23 protein-coding genes and 1 pseudogene are annotated in these 22,654 nt (G+C 37.4%); 4 read left to right on the top strand and 20 right to left on the bottom strand.

Annotation, left to right across the window (positions count from 1 at the left end; genetic code table 11):
- Position 1 precedes the first annotated feature (1 nt).
- The 7 genes from TRESU_RS01500 to TRESU_RS01470 form a co-directional block, all read right to left on the bottom strand.
- A complete protein-coding gene (locus TRESU_RS01500; protein WP_013700562.1) occupies positions 2-667 on the bottom strand; it encodes a LolA family protein in 666 nt (221 codons plus the stop codon).
- Between the two features lie 341 nt (positions 668-1,008).
- Positions 1,009-2,136, bottom strand: coding sequence for a Gfo/Idh/MocA family protein (locus tag TRESU_RS01495; RefSeq protein WP_013700561.1), 1,128 nt, complete (start codon positions 2,134-2,136; stop codon positions 1,009-1,011).
- A gap of 9 nt (positions 2,137-2,145) precedes the next feature.
- A complete protein-coding gene (locus TRESU_RS01490; RefSeq protein WP_013700560.1) occupies positions 2,146-3,567 on the bottom strand; it encodes a lyase family protein in 1,422 nt (473 codons plus the stop codon).
- 66 nt (positions 3,568-3,633) lie between these two features.
- Positions 3,634-4,089, bottom strand: a complete 456-nt coding sequence (locus TRESU_RS01485) for a hypothetical protein (protein WP_013700559.1) — start codon at positions 4,087-4,089, stop codon at positions 3,634-3,636.
- A complete protein-coding gene (locus tag TRESU_RS01480) occupies positions 4,086-5,060 on the bottom strand; it encodes a formylglycine-generating enzyme family protein (protein ID WP_013700558.1) in 975 nt (324 codons plus the stop codon). The genes TRESU_RS01485 and TRESU_RS01480 overlap by 4 nt, the downstream gene beginning before the upstream one ends.
- Positions 5,057-6,112: a magnesium transporter CorA family protein gene (locus tag TRESU_RS01475; protein WP_013700557.1), complete on the bottom strand. Its 1,056-nt coding sequence runs from the start codon at positions 6,110-6,112 to the stop codon at positions 5,057-5,059. Before TRESU_RS01475 ends, TRESU_RS01480 begins: the two co-directional genes overlap by 4 nt.
- A 116-nt stretch (positions 6,113-6,228) precedes the next feature.
- Entirely contained in the window at positions 6,229-8,163 is a 1,935-nt protein-coding gene (locus TRESU_RS01470) for a hypothetical protein (protein WP_041611879.1), read from the bottom strand.
- Between the two features lie 202 nt (positions 8,164-8,365).
- On the opposite strand from TRESU_RS01470, the gene TRESU_RS01465 reads away from it, so the two are divergent.
- Together TRESU_RS01465 and TRESU_RS14580 are read left to right on the top strand one after the other, a co-directional pair.
- A complete protein-coding gene (locus tag TRESU_RS01465) occupies positions 8,366-8,824 on the top strand; it encodes a single-stranded DNA-binding protein (protein WP_013700555.1) in 459 nt (152 codons plus the stop codon).
- A gap of 127 nt (positions 8,825-8,951) precedes the next feature.
- A pseudogene (locus tag TRESU_RS14580) lies at positions 8,952-9,353 on the top strand (phage tail protein); the annotation flags it as partial.
- A gap of 7 nt (positions 9,354-9,360) precedes the next feature.
- Here the strand turns inward: TRESU_RS14580 and TRESU_RS01455 are convergent.
- The 3 genes from TRESU_RS01455 to TRESU_RS01445 are packed head-to-tail and all read right to left on the bottom strand — an operon-like array spanning position 9,361 to position 11,040.
- Complete coding sequence (locus tag TRESU_RS01455) at positions 9,361-9,864, bottom strand: hypothetical protein (protein ID WP_013700553.1); 504 nt, start codon at positions 9,862-9,864, stop codon at positions 9,361-9,363.
- Between the two features lie 25 nt (positions 9,865-9,889).
- On the bottom strand, positions 9,890-10,402 hold the full coding sequence (locus tag TRESU_RS01450; protein ID WP_013700552.1) for a hypothetical protein: 513 nt from the start codon (positions 10,400-10,402) through the stop codon (positions 9,890-9,892).
- Positions 10,399-11,040 carry a polymorphic toxin type 44 domain-containing protein gene (locus TRESU_RS01445; RefSeq protein WP_013700551.1) on the bottom strand — a complete coding sequence of 214 codons (642 nt, stop codon included), beginning with the start codon at positions 11,038-11,040 and terminating at the stop codon, positions 10,399-10,401. Before TRESU_RS01445 ends, TRESU_RS01450 begins: the two co-directional genes overlap by 4 nt.
- A gap of 264 nt (positions 11,041-11,304) precedes the next feature.
- Here TRESU_RS01445 and TRESU_RS01440 point away from each other — a divergent pair, with 264 nt between their 5' ends.
- Positions 11,305-11,634: a hypothetical protein gene (locus TRESU_RS01440; RefSeq protein ID WP_013700534.1), complete on the top strand. Its 330-nt coding sequence runs from the start codon at positions 11,305-11,307 to the stop codon at positions 11,632-11,634.
- 16 nt (positions 11,635-11,650) lie between these two features.
- The gene (locus TRESU_RS01435; RefSeq protein ID WP_013700533.1) at positions 11,651-12,562 is read left to right on the top strand and encodes an IS1595 family transposase; all 912 of its coding nucleotides are present in this window, start codon (positions 11,651-11,653) and stop codon (positions 12,560-12,562) included.
- Positions 12,563-12,936: 374 nt separating this feature from the next.
- Here TRESU_RS01435 and TRESU_RS01430 read toward each other — a convergent pair whose 3' ends face one another.
- From TRESU_RS01430 to TRESU_RS01380, 10 genes are all read right to left on the bottom strand, one after another.
- Positions 12,937-13,299 carry a hypothetical protein gene (locus TRESU_RS01430; RefSeq protein WP_013700550.1) on the bottom strand — a complete coding sequence of 121 codons (363 nt, stop codon included), beginning with the start codon at positions 13,297-13,299 and terminating at the stop codon, positions 12,937-12,939.
- Between the two features lie 3 nt (positions 13,300-13,302).
- Positions 13,303-14,211 carry a prealbumin-like fold domain-containing protein gene (locus tag TRESU_RS01425; protein WP_245535687.1) on the bottom strand — a complete coding sequence of 303 codons (909 nt, stop codon included), beginning with the start codon at positions 14,209-14,211 and terminating at the stop codon, positions 13,303-13,305.
- Between the two features lie 56 nt (positions 14,212-14,267).
- On the bottom strand, positions 14,268-15,485 hold the full coding sequence (locus TRESU_RS01420) for an RCC1 domain-containing protein (protein WP_013700548.1): 1,218 nt from the start codon (positions 15,483-15,485) through the stop codon (positions 14,268-14,270).
- The gene (locus TRESU_RS01415) at positions 15,482-16,108 is read right to left on the bottom strand and encodes a hypothetical protein (RefSeq protein ID WP_013700547.1); all 627 of its coding nucleotides are present in this window, start codon (positions 16,106-16,108) and stop codon (positions 15,482-15,484) included. The genes TRESU_RS01420 and TRESU_RS01415 overlap by 4 nt, the downstream gene beginning before the upstream one ends.
- 167 nt (positions 16,109-16,275) lie before the next feature.
- Positions 16,276-16,767, bottom strand: a complete 492-nt coding sequence (locus TRESU_RS01410) for a hypothetical protein (RefSeq protein ID WP_148228230.1) — start codon at positions 16,765-16,767, stop codon at positions 16,276-16,278.
- Positions 16,768-16,777: 10 nt separating this feature from the next.
- Positions 16,778-17,923: a DUF3289 family protein gene (locus TRESU_RS01405; RefSeq protein ID WP_013700545.1), complete on the bottom strand. Its 1,146-nt coding sequence runs from the start codon at positions 17,921-17,923 to the stop codon at positions 16,778-16,780.
- Positions 17,924-17,938: 15 nt separating this feature from the next.
- Positions 17,939-19,300: a SpaA isopeptide-forming pilin-related protein gene (locus tag TRESU_RS15430; RefSeq protein ID WP_245535686.1), complete on the bottom strand. Its 1,362-nt coding sequence runs from the start codon at positions 19,298-19,300 to the stop codon at positions 17,939-17,941.
- Between the two features lie 1,058 nt (positions 19,301-20,358).
- The gene (locus tag TRESU_RS01390) at positions 20,359-20,913 is read right to left on the bottom strand and encodes a hypothetical protein (RefSeq protein WP_013700542.1); all 555 of its coding nucleotides are present in this window, start codon (positions 20,911-20,913) and stop codon (positions 20,359-20,361) included.
- Complete coding sequence (locus TRESU_RS15425) at positions 20,903-21,094, bottom strand: hypothetical protein (RefSeq protein ID WP_013700541.1); 192 nt, start codon at positions 21,092-21,094, stop codon at positions 20,903-20,905. The genes TRESU_RS01390 and TRESU_RS15425 overlap by 11 nt, the downstream gene beginning before the upstream one ends.
- Positions 21,082-22,614: a phage late control D family protein gene (locus TRESU_RS01380; protein WP_245535685.1), complete on the bottom strand. Its 1,533-nt coding sequence runs from the start codon at positions 22,612-22,614 to the stop codon at positions 21,082-21,084. The genes TRESU_RS15425 and TRESU_RS01380 overlap by 13 nt, the downstream gene beginning before the upstream one ends.
- Positions 22,615-22,654: the final 40 nt, after the last annotated feature.

Raw genomic sequence — 22,654 nt, 5'->3', positions numbered from 1 at the left:
ATTACTCCGAAAGAAGGAAGTTGTTGTAGTTGTTTGCAGATGACGGCGGATCATAAATAAAACGCTGATCGCTTATATTCACATTCAAGTTGTAATTATGAAAATCAAAAATGTAATCCACATCCTGAGAAGAAACCGCAGCAACACGGCGGATTAATTTTGTCGAAGGATCTACTGAAAGTTTTATTGTACGGAACGCTTCTGCCGCGGATCTTCTTGAAAGCAAAAGATTCACAACCATTTCATCGCTGTTTTCATCCAAAGGAACCGCGCTTTGCCCAGATTCGTAGGCAACTGTGTAATAACGGCGCAAAAGAGAAAGTCCCTGGGATGTAGCCGCATTTGGACCAGAAGCGGTAACGTTCTGCTCAAGGATTGCGGAAGTCGGGCTTGGCAAATAAATTGTAAGATCATCACCGTTAAAGACAACAACCTGTTCCGCCGGATCTGAAAAATCTATTCTAAGCATTTCCGGACGCTTAAAGCTGACTTTTCCTTTCATTTCACTTTTGCCGATTGTTATGTCGATGTCGGCTTCATAGTCTTTTATTTCCGCATAACGGTCGCTGACAGATTTAAAGAAATCGCTCGCCGTTGTAATTTCCTGTGAAAAAACCGCCGTGCAAAAAACGCACACAAAAACTGCGGCACACAAAAACTTTTTCATTTAAAGTACTCCAAACTGATATATTGTAGAAAAATAATCTTTTATCGTCAACAGGCATATCAGGGCAAACGTATTATAAATGTATTCAGCATAAAACTGGCTCCCAGGCACGGTTTCGTGGTTCAAAATCGCGCAATAATGCGCTACACGCTGACTGTTGCAAAGTGACTATAGAATTGCCCGCTCACGCGGTCGCAACAATCAGAGTGTTTTTGCCCCAGAAACCGTTCCTTCGCGCAAACTTTACTTAAATTATTTATAATGCGTTTGCCCTGACAGGCATATTTAAACTGCGAAAAATATCAAAAGTGATTTTTATTCAGAAAAAAGTTTGGGGAAATTTATTTGATTATTTCTTTTATTTCTTCAAGCACTGAAAGCGCGTTTATTCCAGTCTGAAGTGTCGAGCGCAAGTTTGCTTTTCCATCTAAAAAGTCAACTGCGTTTTGAATCATATTTGAAAAGTAAAAAGTTTTTTTTGGCAGGCTTTCGGAACGGTCATTTAAAAGTGAATAGAATCCGCTGTAGAGAGAAGATTTTTCGCGGTGATACAATTTTAAATATCCATTTCCAATGCAAATCCTGCCTTCAGTTCCCGTAATGGAAATTTCAAATCCAAAGAAACGAGAGCGTCCGCTTATTCCAATTGTAACATCGGGGCATTTTGAAGTTGAATAGTGCGCGCTGAACTGCCGGACATTTTTTTCTTCATCACGGAAAACGCCAGTTACAATAGGAAATCTAAGAAGCGAATTTACAGTTTTGATTTTTTTTTCAGAATTATTTAGATCGGAAGCACGGCTAAGAAGTCCCCCTTTTTTTTCAGAAGGATTTTCCAAGGATATTTTTTTCAGCGTTGAAGGCAAATCATCCTCAAGAAAAAACAAAACCGCGTCAACCAAATGCGTTCCGTCGTGAATAAGACTGTAGGCACCAGTTTTTTCTTCCGCCGGATTATAAACGCAAAGACTTGAGCAAAGCTCCGCACGAATGCTTTGAATCTCCCCGATTTTTTTCATATAGCTCTTTGCCAATTTAAAATCTTCCGCAAAACGCCGCTCATGGTTTACAAGAACTGGCACTTGAAATTTTTCCGCCTCTTGCTGAATTTTTTCCGCTTCCAAAAGATTGAGCGCAACAGGCTTTTCCAAAATCACAAGTTTCGGCTTTGCGTGAATCGCTTCAACAGCTTCTTTTAAATGGGCATTTTCATTCACGGCGACTGTAACAATGTCCGGGCGGCATCGCGCATAAAGGTTTGCGCTGTCCGAATATCCAACGGCTTTTTTATTTGCGTCCTGCCATTTTGAAAGCGCAATGGAATCAGTGTCGCAACCGGCAATCAGATTTATCCGAGGATTATTCAAAAGTGCCATTGTGTGGCTGGCGGGCTGCTCGCGGTTTTTGTCAAGTCCAAGACTGTAACCGATTCTGCCCAAGCCAACCAAAGCCGCCGTGTATTTTTGCATAAGCTAAAATCAGTCCATCAGCTTTTCGTATTTCTTTGCAAGCCTGCGGGATTTTTTTGCAGCAAGTCCGCAATAGTTCGCCGGATGCTCAAAGAAGTTTTCTGGATTTTCCACGCCGAGTTTTTCAAGCTGGGCAGTTATTTTTTCAAACGCTTCTTTGTGGGTTTTTAGAACTTCAAAGAATGTTTTTCCAGATTTTTCAGCTTCCAAAGTAATTTTGCGGATAACTTCGTGGCCGTCATTGATTCCAGCTTCGCCAAGCAAAATGTAAGCAGGCTCGGCAAGGACTCCGCCTTTTACTTTTCCGCCGGCATTTTCAAGATTGCGTGCCATTGTTTCTTTGTCAGCCTGAAGCCCCGAAACAACGCTGTTCATTCTTGCAACCGCCATTGTAAATCCTGCAACGTAATCCGCCATAAATCTCTGACTTGCAGAATTTGTAAGGTCGCGCTGATGCTCTGAAATCTGATCCATATAAAATGTAATAACACGCGGACACATTGCCTTCCAAAGGGACTTTACGTGCTCGCTGTTCCACGGATTTCTTTTCTGCGGCATTGTGCTTGAGCCAACTTGAGTAGAAGCAAAGTATTCAAAAACTTCTCCGATTTCTGAACGCTGAAGATTGCGAAGGTCGTCTGCAAGATTCGCAATAATTCCAAACGCAACATTCATTTCCAAGAGAAGGCGCAAAAGATATTCCGGTTCAACAAGCTGATTTGAATATTCGCTGGCAGAAAGTCCAAGAAATTCAACATAGACGCGCTCAAGTTCTTCCGGGTCTTTTACAATCATTGAAGGTCCGTTGTAAGAGCCGACAGGTCCTGCAAGTTTTCCTACGAGCTGATTCGAAAGCTCTTCTATGCGCAAAATCGATTTTCCCAAACGGCTTACGAATTCTGCAATGCTCCAGCCAAAAGTAATAGGAACTGCGTGCTGTCCATGAGTGCGTCCAACCTGCGGAACTTCTGAATCGCGGTCTGCAATAGCGCAAAGATGCTTTTCAAGTTTTTTAAGTTCAGGAAGAACAACATTTTTTGTAACATCTCTCATTCTGCACGAAAGAGCTGTATCAAGAATGTCAACGCTGGTTGCTCCAAGGTGAACCAAAGGTCCGATTTCCGCCGAAACTTTTGTCTTCATGACGTTTACAAGCGCGCGGATATTATGCTTTGTTTTTTCCTCTTCCGCATAAACTTCGGCAGGATCAATTTTCGAAGCGACTTTATCAAGACTCTGCGCAATTTCATCCGTGAGTTTTCCGCGCAATTTCAAATGGCTTTTTACAAGGGCAGCCTCGCATTTTGCGCATGAACGGATTGAAGCTTCTTCTGAAATATACTTAGAAAGACCGTTAAAGACTTCGGCCTCTGACAACGAATATCTGTGGTCGATACAAGAAATGTTTTCAAAAATGTTACGTGTTTCCATGAAAAAATATTGTAGTTCATCTTGCAATAATTTTCAATTGCGGATTCTGCGCGGATTTTTTTCGGATTAATTTTCCGTAAATTTAAACAATTTTCTTTTTTCTTCTCCGGCCAAATTTGAATATGTGCATCGGTTTTTAAAATCCACAAGGACAACCTGACTTTCCGCATAGCTCCAAAACTGGCCTTTTTTTGCCCTGCTGAAATTGAACGACCTAATTTTTTTTACAAGTTCAAACGAAACGTCCTGCATTACAAACACGCGCAAAACAACAGAACGCCTGTTTCTTGAAAAACCATCCGCGCCAGAAAGAGTTATTTCAGGCAATCTTTGAAGTTCGGACAAAACAAAATTTTCATCATTGCAAAAGGAAACCAGGCACGCTTCTTTTTGCTCAAAGCCGTCATCATTTTTAGAAAACGTTCCTGCAATGTCGTATTCTTCGCCAAGATAAAAAGAATCAATTTTGTAAGTTTGCGAAAGTGAAGAAATCAAAAGCTCTTTGTAATTCTGAAAATTCATTTTACGCTGGCTGCAATTCTGAATCCAAAAAAGTTGTAGGCTTCATTCGGGTCATAAGAATAACGGTCTCCTGCAGAAACAAAAAGCGTGTATTCATTCCAGCTTCCGCCGCGCATAACACGTTCAGCGCCATATTTTGGACCTGAATATCTTTTGGATAAATCACCGGCTTCATAAGGAGCTTCCCAGTCCCAGCAGAATTCGATTACGTTTCCGCTCATGTCAAAAATTCCGGCTCCGTTTGGATTTCCGCTGGAAGGACTTGGAGGCGCGCTTGTGGAAAATGGAGTTCCGGCTGTTCCAACTCGTTTTGTTCCATTTGAATTTTCAAAATACCAGGCAACTTCTTCAACTGGAACTGAAGAATCATCTTTTCCATTTGAATCAATCTGACCGCTAGCCAAAGCTCCAGACTGAAGTCCACCCGGAGTTTTTCTTGCCGCATATTCCCATTCAGTTTCTGTCGGAAGCCTGTAGCCATTATTTTTCCAGTTGCATTCCGCCAAGTCGCATGAAGCTGTGTCCGTGGCGTCTTTTAAAATCTGTCCGTTATAAAAATAGCAGGGAACTTTTCCGTCCATTTCACTGAACGCATTGCACCAGACAATGACATCATACCAGTTTATATTTGTAACTGGTTCATAGCAATTCATTTGTGTTGGAGCTTTTCCTCTTGAGCCAGAAGAACCTTCCTGTCCCGGATTCGCAAAAACGTATCCATTTTCTTCCGCCCACAAACGGACTTTATACCAAAGATTGTAAGTTGTTTCGTAACGGTTAAGCTTGAACGGAAAAACTCTTCTTTTTGCAGTTACTGACTGGGAATTTTCTCCAATCACATATTCAGTTTTTTTTCTTGAAGAGCCGAATTCAACAAAATCAATATCATTAAAAAAATCATCGGAAGATTCCTGCGCAAAAATCTGTGCCGCCGCAAAAAAAATCAATGCAAAAATTTTTGTAAATTTCATTTTCTTTTCTCCGCTATTTTTTCCTGCTTTTTTATGTAGCGTCTTTGCTTTCGTTCCGCGCGCCGAGCTTTAAATGAAACTCTTTTTCTTGCTTCAACAGACGGAGTAATCCGGCGTTTCATAAACATAAAATATCCAAACACAGAAGTAAAAACGCAAAGCCCCGCAATCGCAACTGCTCCAACCCATTTTGAATTTGCCCAAGGAAGCGGAACATTTATTCCAAAATAGCTCGTCACCAAAGTCGGAAGCATAAGCACAAGATTCCATGCTGTCATTGTTTTCATAACGATATTCAAGTTGTTGGACAAAACAGAAGCAAAGGCATCGTTCATTCCTGCCATAATATTCGTGTAAGTTCCAGCCATGTCCAAAGCCTGCTTGTTATCAATTTCAACGTCGTCAATCCAGTCCTGATCTTCTTCGTCCAGCTTGATAATTTTTGTCTTGCGGAGTTTTTCCAAAAGCATCTGGTTGCTTTTTAAAGATGTTGTGAAAAACACGAGCGATTTTTGAATGTTCAAAAGCTGAATCAATTCATGGTTCTGAACAGAGCGGAGCATTTCGTTTTGAATTGTTGTGGCGCGTCGGTTAAGTTCCTTCAAGTAGCGCAAAAATGTAAGGTCAGCGCGGGACATAAACCGAATTGTAAAAGCTGGAAAATCGTTAAGCGAAAGTTCTTTGATTCTGTTTGCGGCAAAATCCTTTAAAACCTCGCAGTCAGTCCAGCAGATTGTTATAAAAAATTTATCGAATGTAATAATTCCCAACGGAGCCGTAAAATAACTTACATCGTCCCCCGGAGAAAAAACAGGAAGCTTTATGATTGTAAAAGTATATCCAGTGTCGTCATTCCGCTCGATTCGGGAAAGCTCATCCGGGTCAAGAATATCAAGCATATTTTCAGAATCGATTTTGTAAGTTTCTTCAAGCTCGCGTATGTCGTCCCTTGTAACAGACCTTGCGTCAACCCAAGTGTTCATTTCCGGGACAAGCTCTTCTTTTTCCTTGCTTACAAGTTTTCCGTTTTCTTGCTGCCAATATGTAATCATAGCAAATCCCCGCTAAAAGGCAGCTTTCAAAATTCTATGCAAGCAAAATTGAAACTGCCGTAATTTTTTCTAATCTACGTTGATAACAACTGCCACTATCCATAACCGACTCTATTTTAGTTTGAAGGCAAATTTTTTACAATCTTTATGATGTAAAGCTCAACGTATCTTTTTAAAGCCGGATGATTTTTAATTTTCATCATGCTTGGAGTGTCAACCAAAGATTCTGCAAGACGCCGGATTCGCTCCGCATTGAAAGTGTCTGCCTTTAAAGTACGCAGAACTTTTCTAAAATAATCGCGGATTAAAGAATTGACATCCTCGCCAAGATTTTCGTAATTCTGTTTTCCGATTCTGTCGTTCCATTCGTGCATATAGCCTTTCAGCTCGCGGTCCAAAGTACTGGTTTCAGGAACAAATTCCTTTTCGATTTCAATGGCAAGTTTTCTTAATTCCCTGCGCCTTTTGTTTTTTGGATCTATGCTGTCATCTTCGTCCCGGCGTTTTAATATTTCACTTTCTTTATCTTTAAGTTCATTTTGAATTTTTAAAGCTGCAGAAGCGTCTTTTCTTGTTTTTGGCTTAGGCTTTTTAAACAAAAGCTTCATTATAAATGAAACAATCGGCATTGCGTACCAGAAAGGCAGTTTCAGCTTTGCATCTGCAAGAAGTTCCTGTCTGCTAAGCATAAGAAGCTCGCTGTAAGAAATAAGGGAATCGTTTCTGAACAAAGTTATATGCCCCGGAGTCTGGTCTTCAAAAGCGACAACCGGCAAAAACGAAGCGTTCAAAAGAGCTGAAAGCACAGGTTCAATAGAAGAAACTTCGCGTTCAAGACATCTTTCAAAGGCCGCGTTTTCTTTCATTTCCGGCAAAAGCTCGTATTCCCTAAGATTGTTGTACCAGCTTTTTATAAGAGCTTCACGCACCAAAATGCGCACATCGTTTGCAAGCCTGATTATAAGCGGAATGACGCGCTCCTTGAAAATATAATATCCGTTTCCGTCATTCACTTTAAAAATCAAAAGCTCCGGCATCTGGTTTCCAATTGATTCCTGAGTTTTCGCCTTTAAATGGTTCATCAACTGCTCTTCTTTGTACTGGCCCAAAAGAGGAATTCCAGTTTTATCCTTCATTTTTCTGATGTCATTCAGATTGTAATAATATGGAGGATTTTTCATAAGAATATCCAGCTGTTCAAACGCCGCCTGTGCCTGCAATTTTTCCGCAGCTTTGGATTTGTAATAAGAAGTCGCAATTTCAATTATGGCAACAGACTGCAAAATCGTAATGTCTTCCGGTGCAAAATCCTTGAGTTTGGTATAATCCTGCTTTATAAAATAACAGAGCTGGCTCCAGTAATAAAAGTTGTCGCCTGTGTTTTTTAAAATATCAAGAACAGTTGACGGATTTGCGCAAAACTTATTGAAAAATGTTTTTATAGAAAGTTCTTTTCCAGGATTTGAAATTGAAAGCTTTTTCAAAAAATAATCATGCGACTCTTCCTTGTGCATGAGCTCCTGAAGTTTTTTCAGCGCAAGGTTTATAAGATTTGCAATCGGGAAAGAAGACGGAAAAATCAGCGAAGGAACTGTCTTTGAAAAAACAATGCAGTAAAGGGTTCTGTCGTTAAGCTCTTCCTTGTCCAAGCGTCCGTAAATAATTTCATCAGCCTGCTTTTTTGTAACAACATCAATCGGAACAATTTTCGGCATATCATTTATGCTTGGAAATGGAATCGAAATATTCGCATCAATCTGATTAAATAAATCGTTGTATTTTTCAATAAAATACGGAACAACAAAAATGTAGTCTTTATTTCTTATAGAACTGATTACAACCTGACGGTCAGCCACAAGACCATTTATTTCAGCCTCAAGCACAGCTTTATAATCGCTGGTGCAGTAGCTTTCAAGCGCTGAATTTTCTTCAATATGATGCTGGGCATATCTGTGAACGTAGTCTGCGAACTGTCCGTATTCAAGCATATATGTTTTTTGCTTGGAACAATTGAATTTTAAAAGTGTCAAAATATTCGAGGTCGTAGCCATGCCACATATTATATATAGAAAAACAACAAGAGTAAACAAATAACACAAATATATCAGGTGTTTTTATTCAAAGGAAATTTCTGAAATTCTGAATTTTATTTTTGCATACAAGCATTTTTTGTAAAAAATCGGAAATAAATTTAACTGAAATCACGAAAGCAAAAAGCTTCGGAAAAATTATTCTATTTTTATGGAGGATTTTATGAATGCCTTGAATCAAATTATTCTGGAAGGAAATGTTGTCCGTCAGCCAGAAAGAAAAAGCTGCAAAAACGGAGCTTCGTTCTGCCGGATTCCAATCGCCGTGAACAGAAAGTACAAAGCCAGTGACGGAAACTACGTTGATGAGGTTTCGTACTTTGACGTTGCAACATTCGGACAAACCGCTGAACTTTGCGAAAAATGGTGTCCAAAAGGAAGAGGAATCCGCGTAGTCGGAAGGCTCAAACAGACAACAATGCAAACTGAAGACGGCAAAAAGAGAAGCATCATAGAAATAATCGCCGAGCACGTTGACTTTAAGCCGATTCAAAAAAAAGCTGAAGAAGGAAAAGCCCTTTCCGCTCCAAAAAAATCATCTGGAAAAAAAGCAAAAGAAGAATCTCCTGAAGCCGCGCCTAATGAATTTTGTGAGCCTCCAGAAGAAGATTTGGAATTTTAGCATTTAAGCCGAATGCTGAGTTTTACACTTTGCTGTCATTATCGGGCTTGACCCGATAATCTGACAATTCGTGTGCAAATCATAGCAGATGGGGCTGTCCTAGAAGTTATTAACAGACTTCAAAAAGGGCGGCCTGAACCACACCACAAGAAAATTCAAGGGAAGAACGCGGTTCCCAAACCTAATCATTGAGAAGGGAATAACAGAGAACGAGTCGCTTTTTAACTGGTTCAAGGAGACGTGCCTTGAGAACAAGAAGCTGGAAAGAAAGAACGGGTCGGTGGTGCTAAAAGACACAGAGGGGAACGAGGTGAAAAGATGGAATTTCTACCGTGCCTTTCCCTGCCGCTGGATAGGACCAAAGCTGATGACAAATCTTGGAAGCGACTTTGCGGTTGAAAGAATAGAGATAGCGCACGAAGGAATTGAAGTCGATAATGATTTGGCAGAAGTTAGCTATGGTATAGCAACTCCAGTTGGCAAAACTTGGAATGATGCTCAGTATGTTACAAGTGTTTGGGGAAAATGAAATTCATTTATGGGAAATTTAGTAATAGTGAACAATCTCTTACATCCAGCTGTCCGCTTTCCTCGCTCTCAATGCCATCGCACTCTGCAGTGAACGCATATTCCGGCAGGGTATAGCCTTTTTCTTCTAGTTCCTTCTGGCTGTCTGTGTCGTCATTATCCTCTGTGTAGATGACTTTCCAATCACAGCGGATTTTTCCTTCCTGTACAGACGTGCTCAGCTCCGCGACAAAATCATCGTCGCCGTCCTTCTCAACAATATTTATTTTTGCTGTCGCTCCGTCGGCAATGTCCGTTACATCGGCGCAAAGATACACCTCATCTCCGACCAGGGCTTTGGTTATTGCCTTGCCGTTTTCATCTTCCCAGTGCGGATTTGAAACTGACGGATTCCTTTGTTTTTCGGCAGTATTCTCCTTTTCACTCTGACTTTCTGTCTGGTTTCCACTTGCAGAGGTTGCAGCCGCAGTCTCTTCCTGTGCATTTGCGCCCTGGCTGTCTATCCGTTCCATGTCGATTTCACTTATGCTTCTGTCTTTATTGCTTGCTCCGCAGAAGTTTCTTCTTGCTCCAAGGGTATTTTTTTATATATACATTTTCAAAATTTGCATCATTAGAAAAATCTGCATATATGCGAAAAAAATACAAATCTTTTGAATATATAATTAAAGGTTCTTTTGTAAGAGTACATAAATTAATATCTTCTTCTTTTGCTTGCTGCTCAAGAAATTTTTTTGAAATCTTTTCTGAATATCTTATGTTGGTTATTTTTCCACCAATCGAAATACAAGATATATCCTTTAAACAAAATAATGGAAATAAGAATTTAACATTTCTTTTACCCATATTATAAAACGATTTTCCACCTTTAAGGTATTCAAGCATTTGCTTTACAGTTGGCTCTCCTTCTTGATTATATCCATCAATAAATTCTAACACATACCCATATTCAATTATAGAATCTGTATTTGCTGAGATTTCAACATGTGGCAATAAAAAATAAATAACAATAATCCCAAATACAAATAAATACTTTTTTTTTATTTTCATAAAACTGTTACTCCCATTTTGGAAGTATCGAAACATTTGTGTAATAATCTTGATTGTCCAATTGTATCCAGCTTTTCTAATTCATCAAGAATTATTTGATAGGTTAATTTCTCAATTTTATCTTTATATCTTGTATATAAATCCATTCCTAACTGCATTGTAATTTTATCCGCCTGATCATCTCCTCCTTTAAAATTGGCATTCTTAATGTTTGCAACTGCCTGCTGAAAATCAGAGCCTGTTAATAAAGTCTTTTCTGAAAAGCCACAATATCTACCAACAAAACCATAATGGATATTTGACCATACATCTAAAAAATAGTCATGGTATTGATATTTATGATAAGACAATTGAGAAAACTTCAATTGTTTATTTTTTCCTAAAAAAGGGCGATCTTTCACTGCTATCATGCCAAATTTTTCTTGTATCTTTTTCTTATGATCCCAAGGTTTATTTGTATTCACCATGCTAATCCACTTTTTGATTCCAATTCCCTTTATGGATATTGGATCAGGAAGTGGTGCTAAACCATTTTTATTATAGTACTTTCTTATATATTTTTCATAATCTAAACAATCTGCTATATAACCTGCTTCTTTGCTTTTTACATTAGTTTTCGGAATTATCCCCTCATACACTCTTAATATAACATAAAATTCGACAAATTTTCATATTTTTTTTTACATTTTTATTTGATTTTTATTGACATAATAATCAAGATGTATTATATTATAAACATCAGGAGGTAATAGAAATGTGAAACGAAAAAAGAAAAAACTGTGGTCAAGAGCAGACAAAATCGCCTTGCTGGTTTTTCTGCTAGAACTTCTAAAGTTCATACTTGACCTGGTTTCTAAGCTGTCTGCTTAGTTTTCCACCGTTCATAGATACCGCCAATATCTATGAACGGTTTAAAAATAATCAAATTATATAGGAGTGTCAATAATGAACAGAATGGAAAAAATACTGATAGCAATTTTAATTCTTCAAGTTTTGGATATTGCGTTAAGGTTTATAATGTAGGTGATTTTATGGAAAAAACAACACAGCACGGCGGAACAAGAGCCGGAGCAGGCAGAAAAAAAGGAAGCACAACAAATAATACAGGATATAAAAACGGACGGATTGTCATTTCCTGCCTTGAATCTGAGGAAATGGCAATAAAACAAAAAGCAAAAGAACAGAATAAAACAGTAAGCAGGTTGATTATTGATTCTGTTTTGAAAAACTAAAAAGCAGGAGGCATATATGACATTCTTTGATTTTATGATAAAGTTTCCGACTGAAAAAGCCGTTATAAAATACTTTCTCAAAATCAGATATAACGATGTTCTTATATGCCCTCACTGCGGTTCAAAAGTTCGTGTTCAGCACAGAAATGACAATCTAAAACTTTGTAACTGCCATAACTGCAATAATACATTCTCACCATTCAAAAACACAATCTTTGAAAAGTCATCAACAGACCTGCGTAAATGGTTCTATGCAATCCATTTATTTTTGAATTCTAAAAAAGGAATTTCCGGCTTGCAGTTACAGCGTGAAATCGGCGTAACATATAAAACAGCGTGGAGAATGCTCAAGCAGATACGCTCTGCAATGGGAAACACTGATATGTCAAAAGCATTTGAAGCAATGGTCGAAATTGACGAAACATATATCGGCGGTAAACCTAGAAAAATGAACGGCGAAACAGAGCCTTCAAAGCGTGGACGTGGAACTAAAAAAACTCCTGTTGTAGGTGTAAAAGAAAGAAGTTCAAGCCACGTATTCGCAAAGGTAGCACTTCCAAACGAAGAAGGCAAGAAACTTACAGGAAAGCAGCTTTTCAATATTCTTGACAGCGTATGCAAGAAAGACGCAACGGTTCTGACCGATGATTTTAGAGGCTACAATTTTATGAACCATAAAAACACAAATAAAAACAACTACTACAGAATCAGCGTAAATCATTTAGAAAGCATTTACAGCCTCGGCAACGGACTTCATACAAACGGAATTGAATCGTTCTGGGCACTGTTGAAGCGTGGAATTCTCGGAATTTATCATCACGTTTCTGTAGACTACTTGCAGGAATATGTAAACGAATTCTGTTTCCGGCAGAACAACGGAACAAGCTCATTTGATGTACTGTTAAAGCAGGGGATATTTGCGGCATAATTCAATATTGATTTAAATCCTTGAAATGTATAGTATAAAGATAAAGCCTTTCTTTTTGGCGAAAGAAAGGCTTTTGAAACGGATTATCAGATACTTTTGGGAAACGGCAATCTGATATTTATTAACAAAGGGAACAAATGTTCTCGCTTTTTGTATAATATTAAGCATTTATAAGTTATTTGTCAATATGATACAGAAAGCCTCTTAAAAGGATAAATTTAATGAGGTGTAAAAAAAATTACATTGATTTTTATGATGAACATTTTTTTGATTTAATATGGAAAGATTTTGAATTTTAGCATATAATAAAAAAACAAGAAATATAGTTTTGTCGTTTGTAATATTTCTTGTTTTTTTTAATAACTAAGAGTGTGTTAGGGGATAATTCCGTTAGTTTTTATTTCTTCAACAATGTATTTTGCAACTTCAATTGCCCCGTCAACTTCGTGGTCGCATTCCATTAAATCAAAATATTCTGAAGCATTTTTATTCAGTCTTAATTTTTTGCAAAATATCTGTAAAACATCAATTTTAGAGAATGGAACTTTTACTTTAGAGTTTCTTTGTATGAAATCATTTTTTATTACAAGACCGTTGTTATTCTTTAGCCAGCACATTACCACATATTGGTTGCCTCCTGTATTTTTTATTCCGTATTTCTTTAATATTTCTGCAGCGAAATACCAAACACCAGTTTTATTAACTACAATTTCATCTTTTACTTTTATATCAGACATAATCTATTCTCCAAATTCTATATAGTATTCACCATGCTTCAAATCTTTTTCATAGACAAAGCCATCTGAATCGGTAGTACCTTTTTTTATTGTGTCATCTGATAGATAAATCGTATATTTTCTATTGGCTATCAGCTTCCCAGTTCTTCTATCCCTAAATTGTGTCTTAATCCACCCCATTACATCCAGCTGTGGGCTTTCATCACTTTCCACTCCATCGCACTCAACAGTAAACGCATATTCGGGCAGAGTGTAGCCTTTTTCTTCCATCTCTTTCTGGCTTTCGGTGTCGTCGTTGTCCTCCATGTAAACGACTTTCCAATCACAACGAATTTTTCCGTCCTGTACTTTGTCGGTGAGAACTGTTAAATCATCGTCATTTCCGTCGTTGTCCTTCTCAACGATTCTGATTGTTGCTGTCGCTCCGTCGGCAATGTCCGTTACATCGGCGCAAAGGAAGACTTCATCGCCGATCAGGGCTTTTGTAAGTGTTTTGCCGTTTTCATCTTCCCAGTGCGGGTTTGAAATTTTCGGGCTCTTTTCTTCTGCGTTGCTTTCTTCTGTGTCGTTCTGACTTTCTGTCTGGTTTCCACTTGCAGAGGTTGCCGCTGCGGTCTCTTCCTGTGCATTTGAGCTCTGTCTGTCTATCCGCTCCCTGTCGATTGCGCTGATGCTTCTGTTGTTGCTTACTCCGCAGAAGTTCCTTTTAAGATGGCACGTTGTGAAGTATCCGTCCTGTGCGCTGAGGCTATGCTCGACAGAGTAGACAAGATACTCGCCGTCGCTGTGCTTTCCAAGGTATTTCACCGTGAGGCGGTTGCCCGGCCTTATGCGGCAGTTTCCTTCCGTCTTTGCCTCGCAGCTCTGGAACTGCAATGACCTGACCAGAAGAACGCTCCTTGCCACTTCCATGGCGTCCTTCTCGTCTGTGAAACTGCTGGAGCTGAGCTGCCAGACCTTATATATCATTAAAAATCAAATAGCTCAAGAAAAAGAAACTCTTCTTGAGATTTATCAACTCCCAATCTGTTAAATAAATTGTAGCCCGTTACATAAATTTTGCCATCTTTCGCTTGAGCAAAAATTCCATTGTTTCCCCAAATATCCCGTATTTTAAGAGAAGAATCGCTAGTATAAGTCTTGCCATTTGACCAGACAATCAATTTTCCGTCATTTCGAAGGCATGCAGTATAGGAATAATTAAATTCTGCACCGCCTATACAAGCAAAACTCCACATAAAATTTCCTGATATTATTTTTTTTATTTTTTTTATTTTTACCTTCTTTTTACTCTTAAACATCCAATCTGCAAAGATTTCTTCGGATTTTCTAATATCTGAAAACATAGATTTAAATTTTTCTTTTATTTCATTTTCTTCTGTTGCAATCATACCCCAAATATGAATTTCATTTCTCTTTCTAAATACACCAGAAAAATCATTCATCCATAGATCTGAAATTTCCGGAGGTGTTTCAAGAGGCAAAAGAATCTTCAAGCCGTCTTTTTTACTACTCCATACCGAGAAACAGGAAAGCATATTTCTTTCTTCATTACATGTCCCGTATGTAAATATTTCACCATTCTTGTCTTCTAGCATTACATACAATTTATAGTCATCTCCACCGCCATCTGCCTGAACGATTACATTTTTCCATTTACGACCTTTTGGATTTTCTATTTGACACATGTCTGAAATTCTCCACAAAGTGCCGTCCTTCTTTAATCCAAACGAATCGAACCCGTCTGCAAATACCTTTCTCCAATCTTTTTCACTGTCTATTATGACTGGAATGTTGTATTCAGATTCAGTACATGATTTAGAAAAATTTCTTTCTGAATTTATTAATTGACAGCTGCTGTTGTCTCCCCAACCCCATAAAGTTCCATCTTCTGAAACTGCAAGGCTGTGGAAATAACCAGATGCTATTGACACAAACTTTATTGGGGCTTGTATATAAAAAGGAGAAACGTATCTTTCTCCTAAAAAAAACTCACCTAGACCAAGTTCTCCATTTTCATTGTCTCCAAATGCAAGAATTCTGCCATCCTCAAACAAGCATAGCGTATGGTATTTACCAATAGCAACATCAACTATTTTTTGCATTCTATCTATTTTCGATGCTCTCGAAATTGAGACAGCAATAAAGATGGTAGCTAGAATAAACATAATTAGCTTCCTTTTCATGCCTCCCTCCATTTTATGCCATAGTTTTTAACAAGCAGATTTTGATTATTTTCATAGAATTCCTTATAAATATAAAATTCACGTGCCAAAGGTGGGATTTCTTTAGTCATATTTACCAAAAGATTATGTCTAATATCTAAAGGCGTTAGTTTTACTTTATTTGGATATACCCCTTCTTTATTTCCATAATCTGGATTTAGCAAGAAAAATCCGATATTTCTGTTAAAATCATAATAATCGAAAATAGTGTTCTTCCATGACTTTATTGATACATTTATACTTTCTATGTTAAATCTGTTGACGCTTTCAAATTTTAATCCATTACAATTTGTCTTGATTTTTATGTTATTAACTTCAACTATTACATCGCTTCTTATAATGAAAGTGTTCAATCCTGCATAAACATCAAGCTGATTTTGTTCTTCCGCTGTAAGCTTGTCTTTGTTTGGATCAAAATTCCATGCATTTTCCAACAAGCTATTTTTTAGAGTTCTACTTAATCCAATAGTTGAATACCAATATAATTTATATTCGTTTTGCAGAACACCATTGCTTTGAATTTTTTTTATAATACCTGTAAGATTTTTTTCTTCGCTTAAGAACTTTTTTTTTCTTTTTTCCATATCAGTATTATATTCAGTTACTTCTTTTACTTTTGCAAGATAATTATCATCTAAAACATAAGTTCCCGCATTTGTATTGATTTTTTTACCGAAATGGTTGTCGGCCTGATACTCAATATCATTTTGACAGTGCGCCTAAATTGTTCTTAAATACCTCAGCTGGTATATTATAATGAATTTTTCCATTTATCATCGTATACATTATCAATTTTCAAATTATAAATATTTGTAAATAAATCATTTTCACATTCAAGTATCATATATAAATCATTTTCATGCATATCAATTATATCAAAGACAAATTTATTTTCATCTGGAGTCCAAAATTTTGGTAGTTTTCTTGATTTTTTGTACACATAGATATAATAAGTTTGATTCTTAGGAAAATTAAACTTATTAGACAGCTTATTAAAAATTTCCGTTTCATTATTTATAATATTATCTGACATAAAGAAATATATTTTCTTATCATGTGTTTTTTTATCATAATCCTTTTGTTGATTTTCCATCATCCAAATTTTTGATTTTTCAACGTCTATATATTCAATTTTGTACTTAATTTCAGAGGGAGATTTAAAAACATTTACAGTTTTAATTAATATTATGAAAGCAGATATAAAAGTAGCAGACACAATAAATGCAATTATTGTTATAATCATTGTATGTTTATTATTCATATTTAAAACAAAATTCCTCTTTTACAGTTGCTTGCGTAATAAATGGTTGATAGCATGTTTTGCCAAATCCCTCAACTTTCGTAAAGCCATTATAATGTTGAATAAAATACCAGGCCTTAAAACCATCTCCATTTAATTTATTTCCAAATTTACTAATATCGTCGTCATCTAATCCGAAATTATCAAAAAATTTTATTATTAATGTTCCTGATATCTCTGAATCTTCAATTTTGTATTTTTCAATTTCAATATCATATCCCCAGACATCATTTATCAGAATTCTTAACCCCATTAAAGAATCTGTGTTTGTACTATAATTTGGAGTTCTATCGTTTTCAAGGTTAGTTCCCCAATGCAATTCTTTATAGAAAGCATTATTTTTATTTTTCTTTATTTCCAATAGTAATTGATAAATATCACCTTTTACATCTTTTTTGGTTAATTCTTTTTCTAAGATATCTTTTATTCTTTTAATCATATCCTTTGTTTTTTCATGTTCTTTTATTTTCTGCGTTAAATTTGAATTCTCTTTTTTTCTAAATGTAAAATCTTGACCATATGAAACAAGAACCTTTCGTTTGAAAAAATCTATCCATTCAGATAATACATCATCTAATTCAAACATAGAAAAATTATTTAAATTACTTTTCATAATTTTAAAAAGTTTATCTGGTTCTGTTTTATGTTTTAAAATTGATGAAAAATCAATATCTTTACCTTTCTTATCTTTTATATTATTAAAATAACTTTCAGATTTATCACCAATAATCATATCATCAGCTAATTCTTTATCATTTTTTAGACCAGGTCTATGAGTAGTTCCATATAAATATTCAGGAGTATTATTAATTTGTATATATGAAAAACTGTTATCTATATCTTCTGACTTTTCTTCATTTGTAACATCAGTTTCTAATCCTAAAATCAAGGCTATATCAATTTCATTTTTTGCTATAATAATAGATTTTCCTTTTTTTATTATTTCATTTATTTGATTTCTTTTTTTAATCCAAGATGTTAATTTAAATATTCGATAATTTGTTATATCTAGCTTTGTTGATTTTAAAAGCGTATAGCCAAAATACCAACTTCCAATATCATCATTAATCACTTTTGATGTTTCTTCAATTTCACTCATTTTTTACTCCACCAATTATAGACAAATAATATACTTTCCGAATTTTAAGTCTTTCAGATCGATATAACCTTCATTATCAGTTGTACCATTTATTATGGATCCATCAAAAAGATAAATATTGTATTTTCGATTTGCCAAAGGTTTTCCTGTTTTCTTATCATTAAATTGTGTCTTAATCCATCCCATAACATCCAGCTGCCCGGACTCTTCGCTCTCAACACCATCGCATTCAACAGTAAATGCATATTCAGGCAAGGTGTAGCCTTTTTCTTCAATTTCTTTCTGGCTGTCTGTGTCGTCAGTGTCCTCTGTGTATATGACTTTCCAATCACAACGGATTTTTCCTTCCTGTACAGACGTGCTCAGCTCCGCGACAAAATCATCGTTGCCGTCGTCGTCTTTTTCAATGACTTTGATTTTTGCTGTCGCTCCGTCTGCGATGTTCGTTACATCAGCGCAAAGATACACCTCATCGCCGACCAGAGCTTTTGCAATTGTCCTGCCGTTTTCATCTTCCCAGCGCGGGTTTGAGATTTTCGGGCTCTTTTCATTAGATATATTTTCTGACTCGCCCTGATTTTCGCTTTGGCTTCTGCTTGACGGGCTGGAGACCGCCGAAACATTTCCTTCCTGTGTGCCGTTAATCTGGTTGTCCGCCCGCTCCCTGTCTATCTTGCTCGCCGTTCCGCTCCTGTTGCACACCTCGCAGAAGTTCCTTATCAGGTGGCATCTCGTTATGAATCCGCCCTGCATGTCTAGCGTGTGCTCCACGCTCTCAATCAGGTACTCGCCGTCGCTCTGCTTCCCGACATATTTCACCGTGAGGCGGTTGCCCGGCTTTATGCGGTAGTTCCCCTGTGTCTTTATGTCGCAGCTCTGGAACTTGAACGAGCGGTTCTGGATGTACGCCTTTGCGACTGCCGCCGCGTCTTCCTCGTCCAGAATCTCCTCGGTTGTAATCTGCTCCGTCCGCTTCGGGTCGTAGCCCTTCGAGTTGTCCTCCCATGAGTATTCGCCGCCGATTCTGAGCGGGATGTCCTTCATCGTAGCCGTCGCCGCGAAGCCACGGCAGTCCATGATGCTCCAGCCAGTGCAGGCCGCTGCCGAAAGCTGCTTTGCTATGCTCGTCCTTGTCCTCGCGCTGATTATGCTCTTCCCCCGTTCGAGGATTACATCGTCGTCGCTCGGCGTTATCTCTGTCTTTACATGGACAGTGTTTCCTTGGCAGTAGACTGTCTTTCCATATTTTCCCGCCAAGTACATGATGTAGCCATAGTCCGTGAAATTTTTCTGCTCGATATAATTGTATTCAGGGCCGAACTCCTCCACATTGACTATCAACTTATTCTTTGAGATGTTTTCTAAATTTTTAAACATTTTAATGAAACTTTTTTTAGAATAAAAATGGTAGAATTTTAATAATCTAAAGTTTGTATATAAACTTAGACCAATATAAAAACTTATTCCTAGAAATAAGATTATAAAATCAAAAACAATCCAACTCGCTTCTGTATATTTTATTTTGTTTTTGATTGGTAAGGATACAATAAAAGCAATCAAAGTAAAAATAAATAAATAAATTAAATCTTCCTTAAAAGAAGAATTCTTAAAAAACACACGTGAAATGAAAAATAGCAATAGTGTAAAAGAAATTGAAAATAAAATATTTAAATAGCAAAAAAGTATGCAACAATTTGTTAAAAATATTGATAAAGTAAATAAACTAAAAATAAGACATAACTCAAACCATTTATCAAGAATACTACAAAAAAAATAGTCAGCTATTAATGTTGAGATTAATAGTGCAATAGATATTAATCGTAATTGAATATAATTTCTAATCTTCCCCATTTTCATTCTTAATCCCATTTTCAACAATCAAAATAGCTAATTTTGTATTTTCTTCAGGCTCACCTCTTTTAAATGGGTTTCGGCTCAAAGATTTTACTGTTACACACACCTATATTTTTTGCTGTATTAATAATAGATTCAGAATTATTGAAAATCATCTTTTTTAATTAATTGTTTTCTGATAAATTATTTATATAAAAAACTTCCTTATTATTTTCAATAAAACAAATTTCTCAAAAGTCGAAACAATGACAAATGGAAGGGTAAAAATTAATATTGCTATTATATTATGGATTAGTGATTTTAGAATACCATAAAAATTTTCATAAGGCTTTTGAAAATTTAAACTCCATACCTGCACAAACACAACGCAAAGCATACAGCATATTAAATAATAGAGAGGAAAAGTCAAGAATATTACTTTTCTTTTAAAATTAAACATAAAATAAAAACTTAGCAGCAATCCTATAAATATGCTGCAAATATGAATTTCATTAAAATTAGGACTTGTAAAAAACAAAAACCGTATTAGAAAAATGTTTAATAAATAAAACGAAAAAAAAATTATTGATTCATTAAGTTTTTTATTCTTCATAGGGAATCTCTGTGTCAGTTTTCATATCAAATTTTTTTATTATCATGCTACCAGGGTGAGCTTTAGAGTATTTTATTAAGTCTTTTAAAAACTTTTTTGGCAATTGCCTATGTTTTAGCCCATTAAATAAACCAGTTTCCAATAATAGGGAAGAGGCTATGTCCGTACATGCAAACCAATGCCTTCCTTCAATTTCTGTGATAAGTTGCTTTATTTTTTCTTCATCAGAATTTTTTATATTTAACTCAAATGTATATAAATATTCTAGGCTATCCCAGTATTTCAAATACGAGCTAATTGTTATCGGAATCTGGTAACCATCGATGACATCAGATGACCGTCCTTCGCCATAATGACCGGAAGCATCTAACATAATTGATTTTTTAGGGCTATTTTCATCTATAAACATTATAAAAGAATGCTGTCCTATAAAATCAATTCCCTCTTGTTTCACAGAAACACCAACAATAACTTTTTTGTGATTATCAGGCTCGACTACTAAAGGAGTTGCATCCATAGTATCAATAAAATATTCATAGTCCATCATTTTCTCCAAGACACAATTTATATCTACCTATTTTAATATTTTCAACAGAAATATATCCAAAATTATCAGATTTACCTTCAGAAACAAGTTTTCCATTGGTTGTAAATAATTTATAAGGAAGATTTATCATTGGTTTATTTGTATATCTATAAACAATTTGTTTTTTTATCCATCCCATAACATCCAGTTGCCCGCTTTCCTCGCTCTCTGTACCATTACCTCTACCGTGAACGCGTATTCGGGCAAGGTGTAGCCTTTCTCCTCCATTTCTTTCTGGCTGTCTGTGTCGTCATTGTCCTCTGTGTAGATGACTTTCCAATCACAACGGATTTTTCCGTCCTGTACTTTGTCGGTGAGACTCGTCAAATCATCGTCATTGCCATCATTGTCTTTTTCTATAATTCTGATTGTTGCTGTCGCTCCGTCGGCTATGTCCGTTACATCGGCGCAAAGATACACCTCATCGCCGACCAGGGCTTTTGTTATTGTCTTGCCGTTTTCATCTTCCCAGCGCGGGTTTGAGATTTTCGGGCTCTTTTCATTAGATATATTTTCTGACTCGCCCTGATTTTCGCTTTGGCTTCTGCTTGACGGGCTGGAGACCGCCGAAACATTTCCTTCCTGTGTGCCGTTAATCTGGTTGTCCGCCCGCTCACTGTCTATCTCGCTCGCCGTTCCGCTCCTGTCGTTCACCTCGCAGAAATTCCTTATCAGATGGCATCTCGTTATGAAGCCTTCCTGAATGTCAAGCGTATGCTCTACGCTCTCAATCAAATATTCGCCGTCGCTCTGCTTGCCGATATATTTCACCGTGAGGCGGTTGCCCGGCTTTATGTGATAGTTTCCCTGTGTCTTTATGTCGCAGCTCTGGAACTTGAACGAGCGGTTCTGTATGTAGGCTTTGGCGACCGCCGCCGCATCTTCCTCGTCAATAATTTCTTCGGTGGTAATCTGCTCGATTTTCTTCGGGTCGTAGCCCTTCGAGTTGTCCTCCCACGAGTATTCGCCCCCGATTTTGAGCGGGATGTCCTTCATCGTAGCCGTCGCCGCGAAGCCACGGCAGTCCATGATGCTCCAGCCAGTGCAGGTCGCCGCAGAAAGCTGCTTTGTCATGCTCGTCTTTGCCCTCGCGCTGATTATCGACTTTCCCCATTCGAGGATTACGTCGTCATCGCTCGGCGTTATTTCAGTTTTTACATAAACAGTGCTGCCCTGACACCAGACCGCCTTCCCGTACTTGCAGGCGAGCTGAGTGATGTAGTCATAGTCAGTGATGTTCCTTTGCTCCGTGTAGTTGTGCTTCGGGCCGAATTCCTCGACCTCGGCTTTCAGATTATGATTTGTGATGATTTCTTTTATAATCTGGGCTGTTGTCTTGCTTTCAAATGCCTTTGCGCGTATGCCTTTGTCCAGCCTGTGCAGTTTTGTTTCTATTTGGACTTCCATCTGGGGTGCGCCGTACTCACCGAACCGCGGCACGAAGCCCGTTACCTCGCCTGAGAAAACTTCCTCGACATCGTCTTTGTAGCCGAGATGGACTGAGACCTCGCTCCCCTCGGAGAATACATCATCATTGTCAAAGTCGGTGGCGGGCAGGTCGAAGACGAGGCTCGCCGTCCCGATTGAGTTCAGCCCGTCGTGGATTCTGATGGATTTTAGCGCGCCCTCGTGTTTCCAGCCCAGCCTCGCCCCGTCCACATACGCTATCCATGTCGGGGTCAGCGTTTTGTTCTCTCCT

Origin of the sequence: Treponema succinifaciens DSM 2489 (assembly GCF_000195275.1) — a bacterium.
Classification (GTDB): Bacteria; Spirochaetota; Spirochaetia; order Treponematales; family Treponemataceae; genus Treponema_D; species Treponema_D succinifaciens.
The sequence above is the reverse complement of the archived record's forward strand: the minus strand, read 5'-3'. Positions and strand labels throughout refer to the sequence as shown.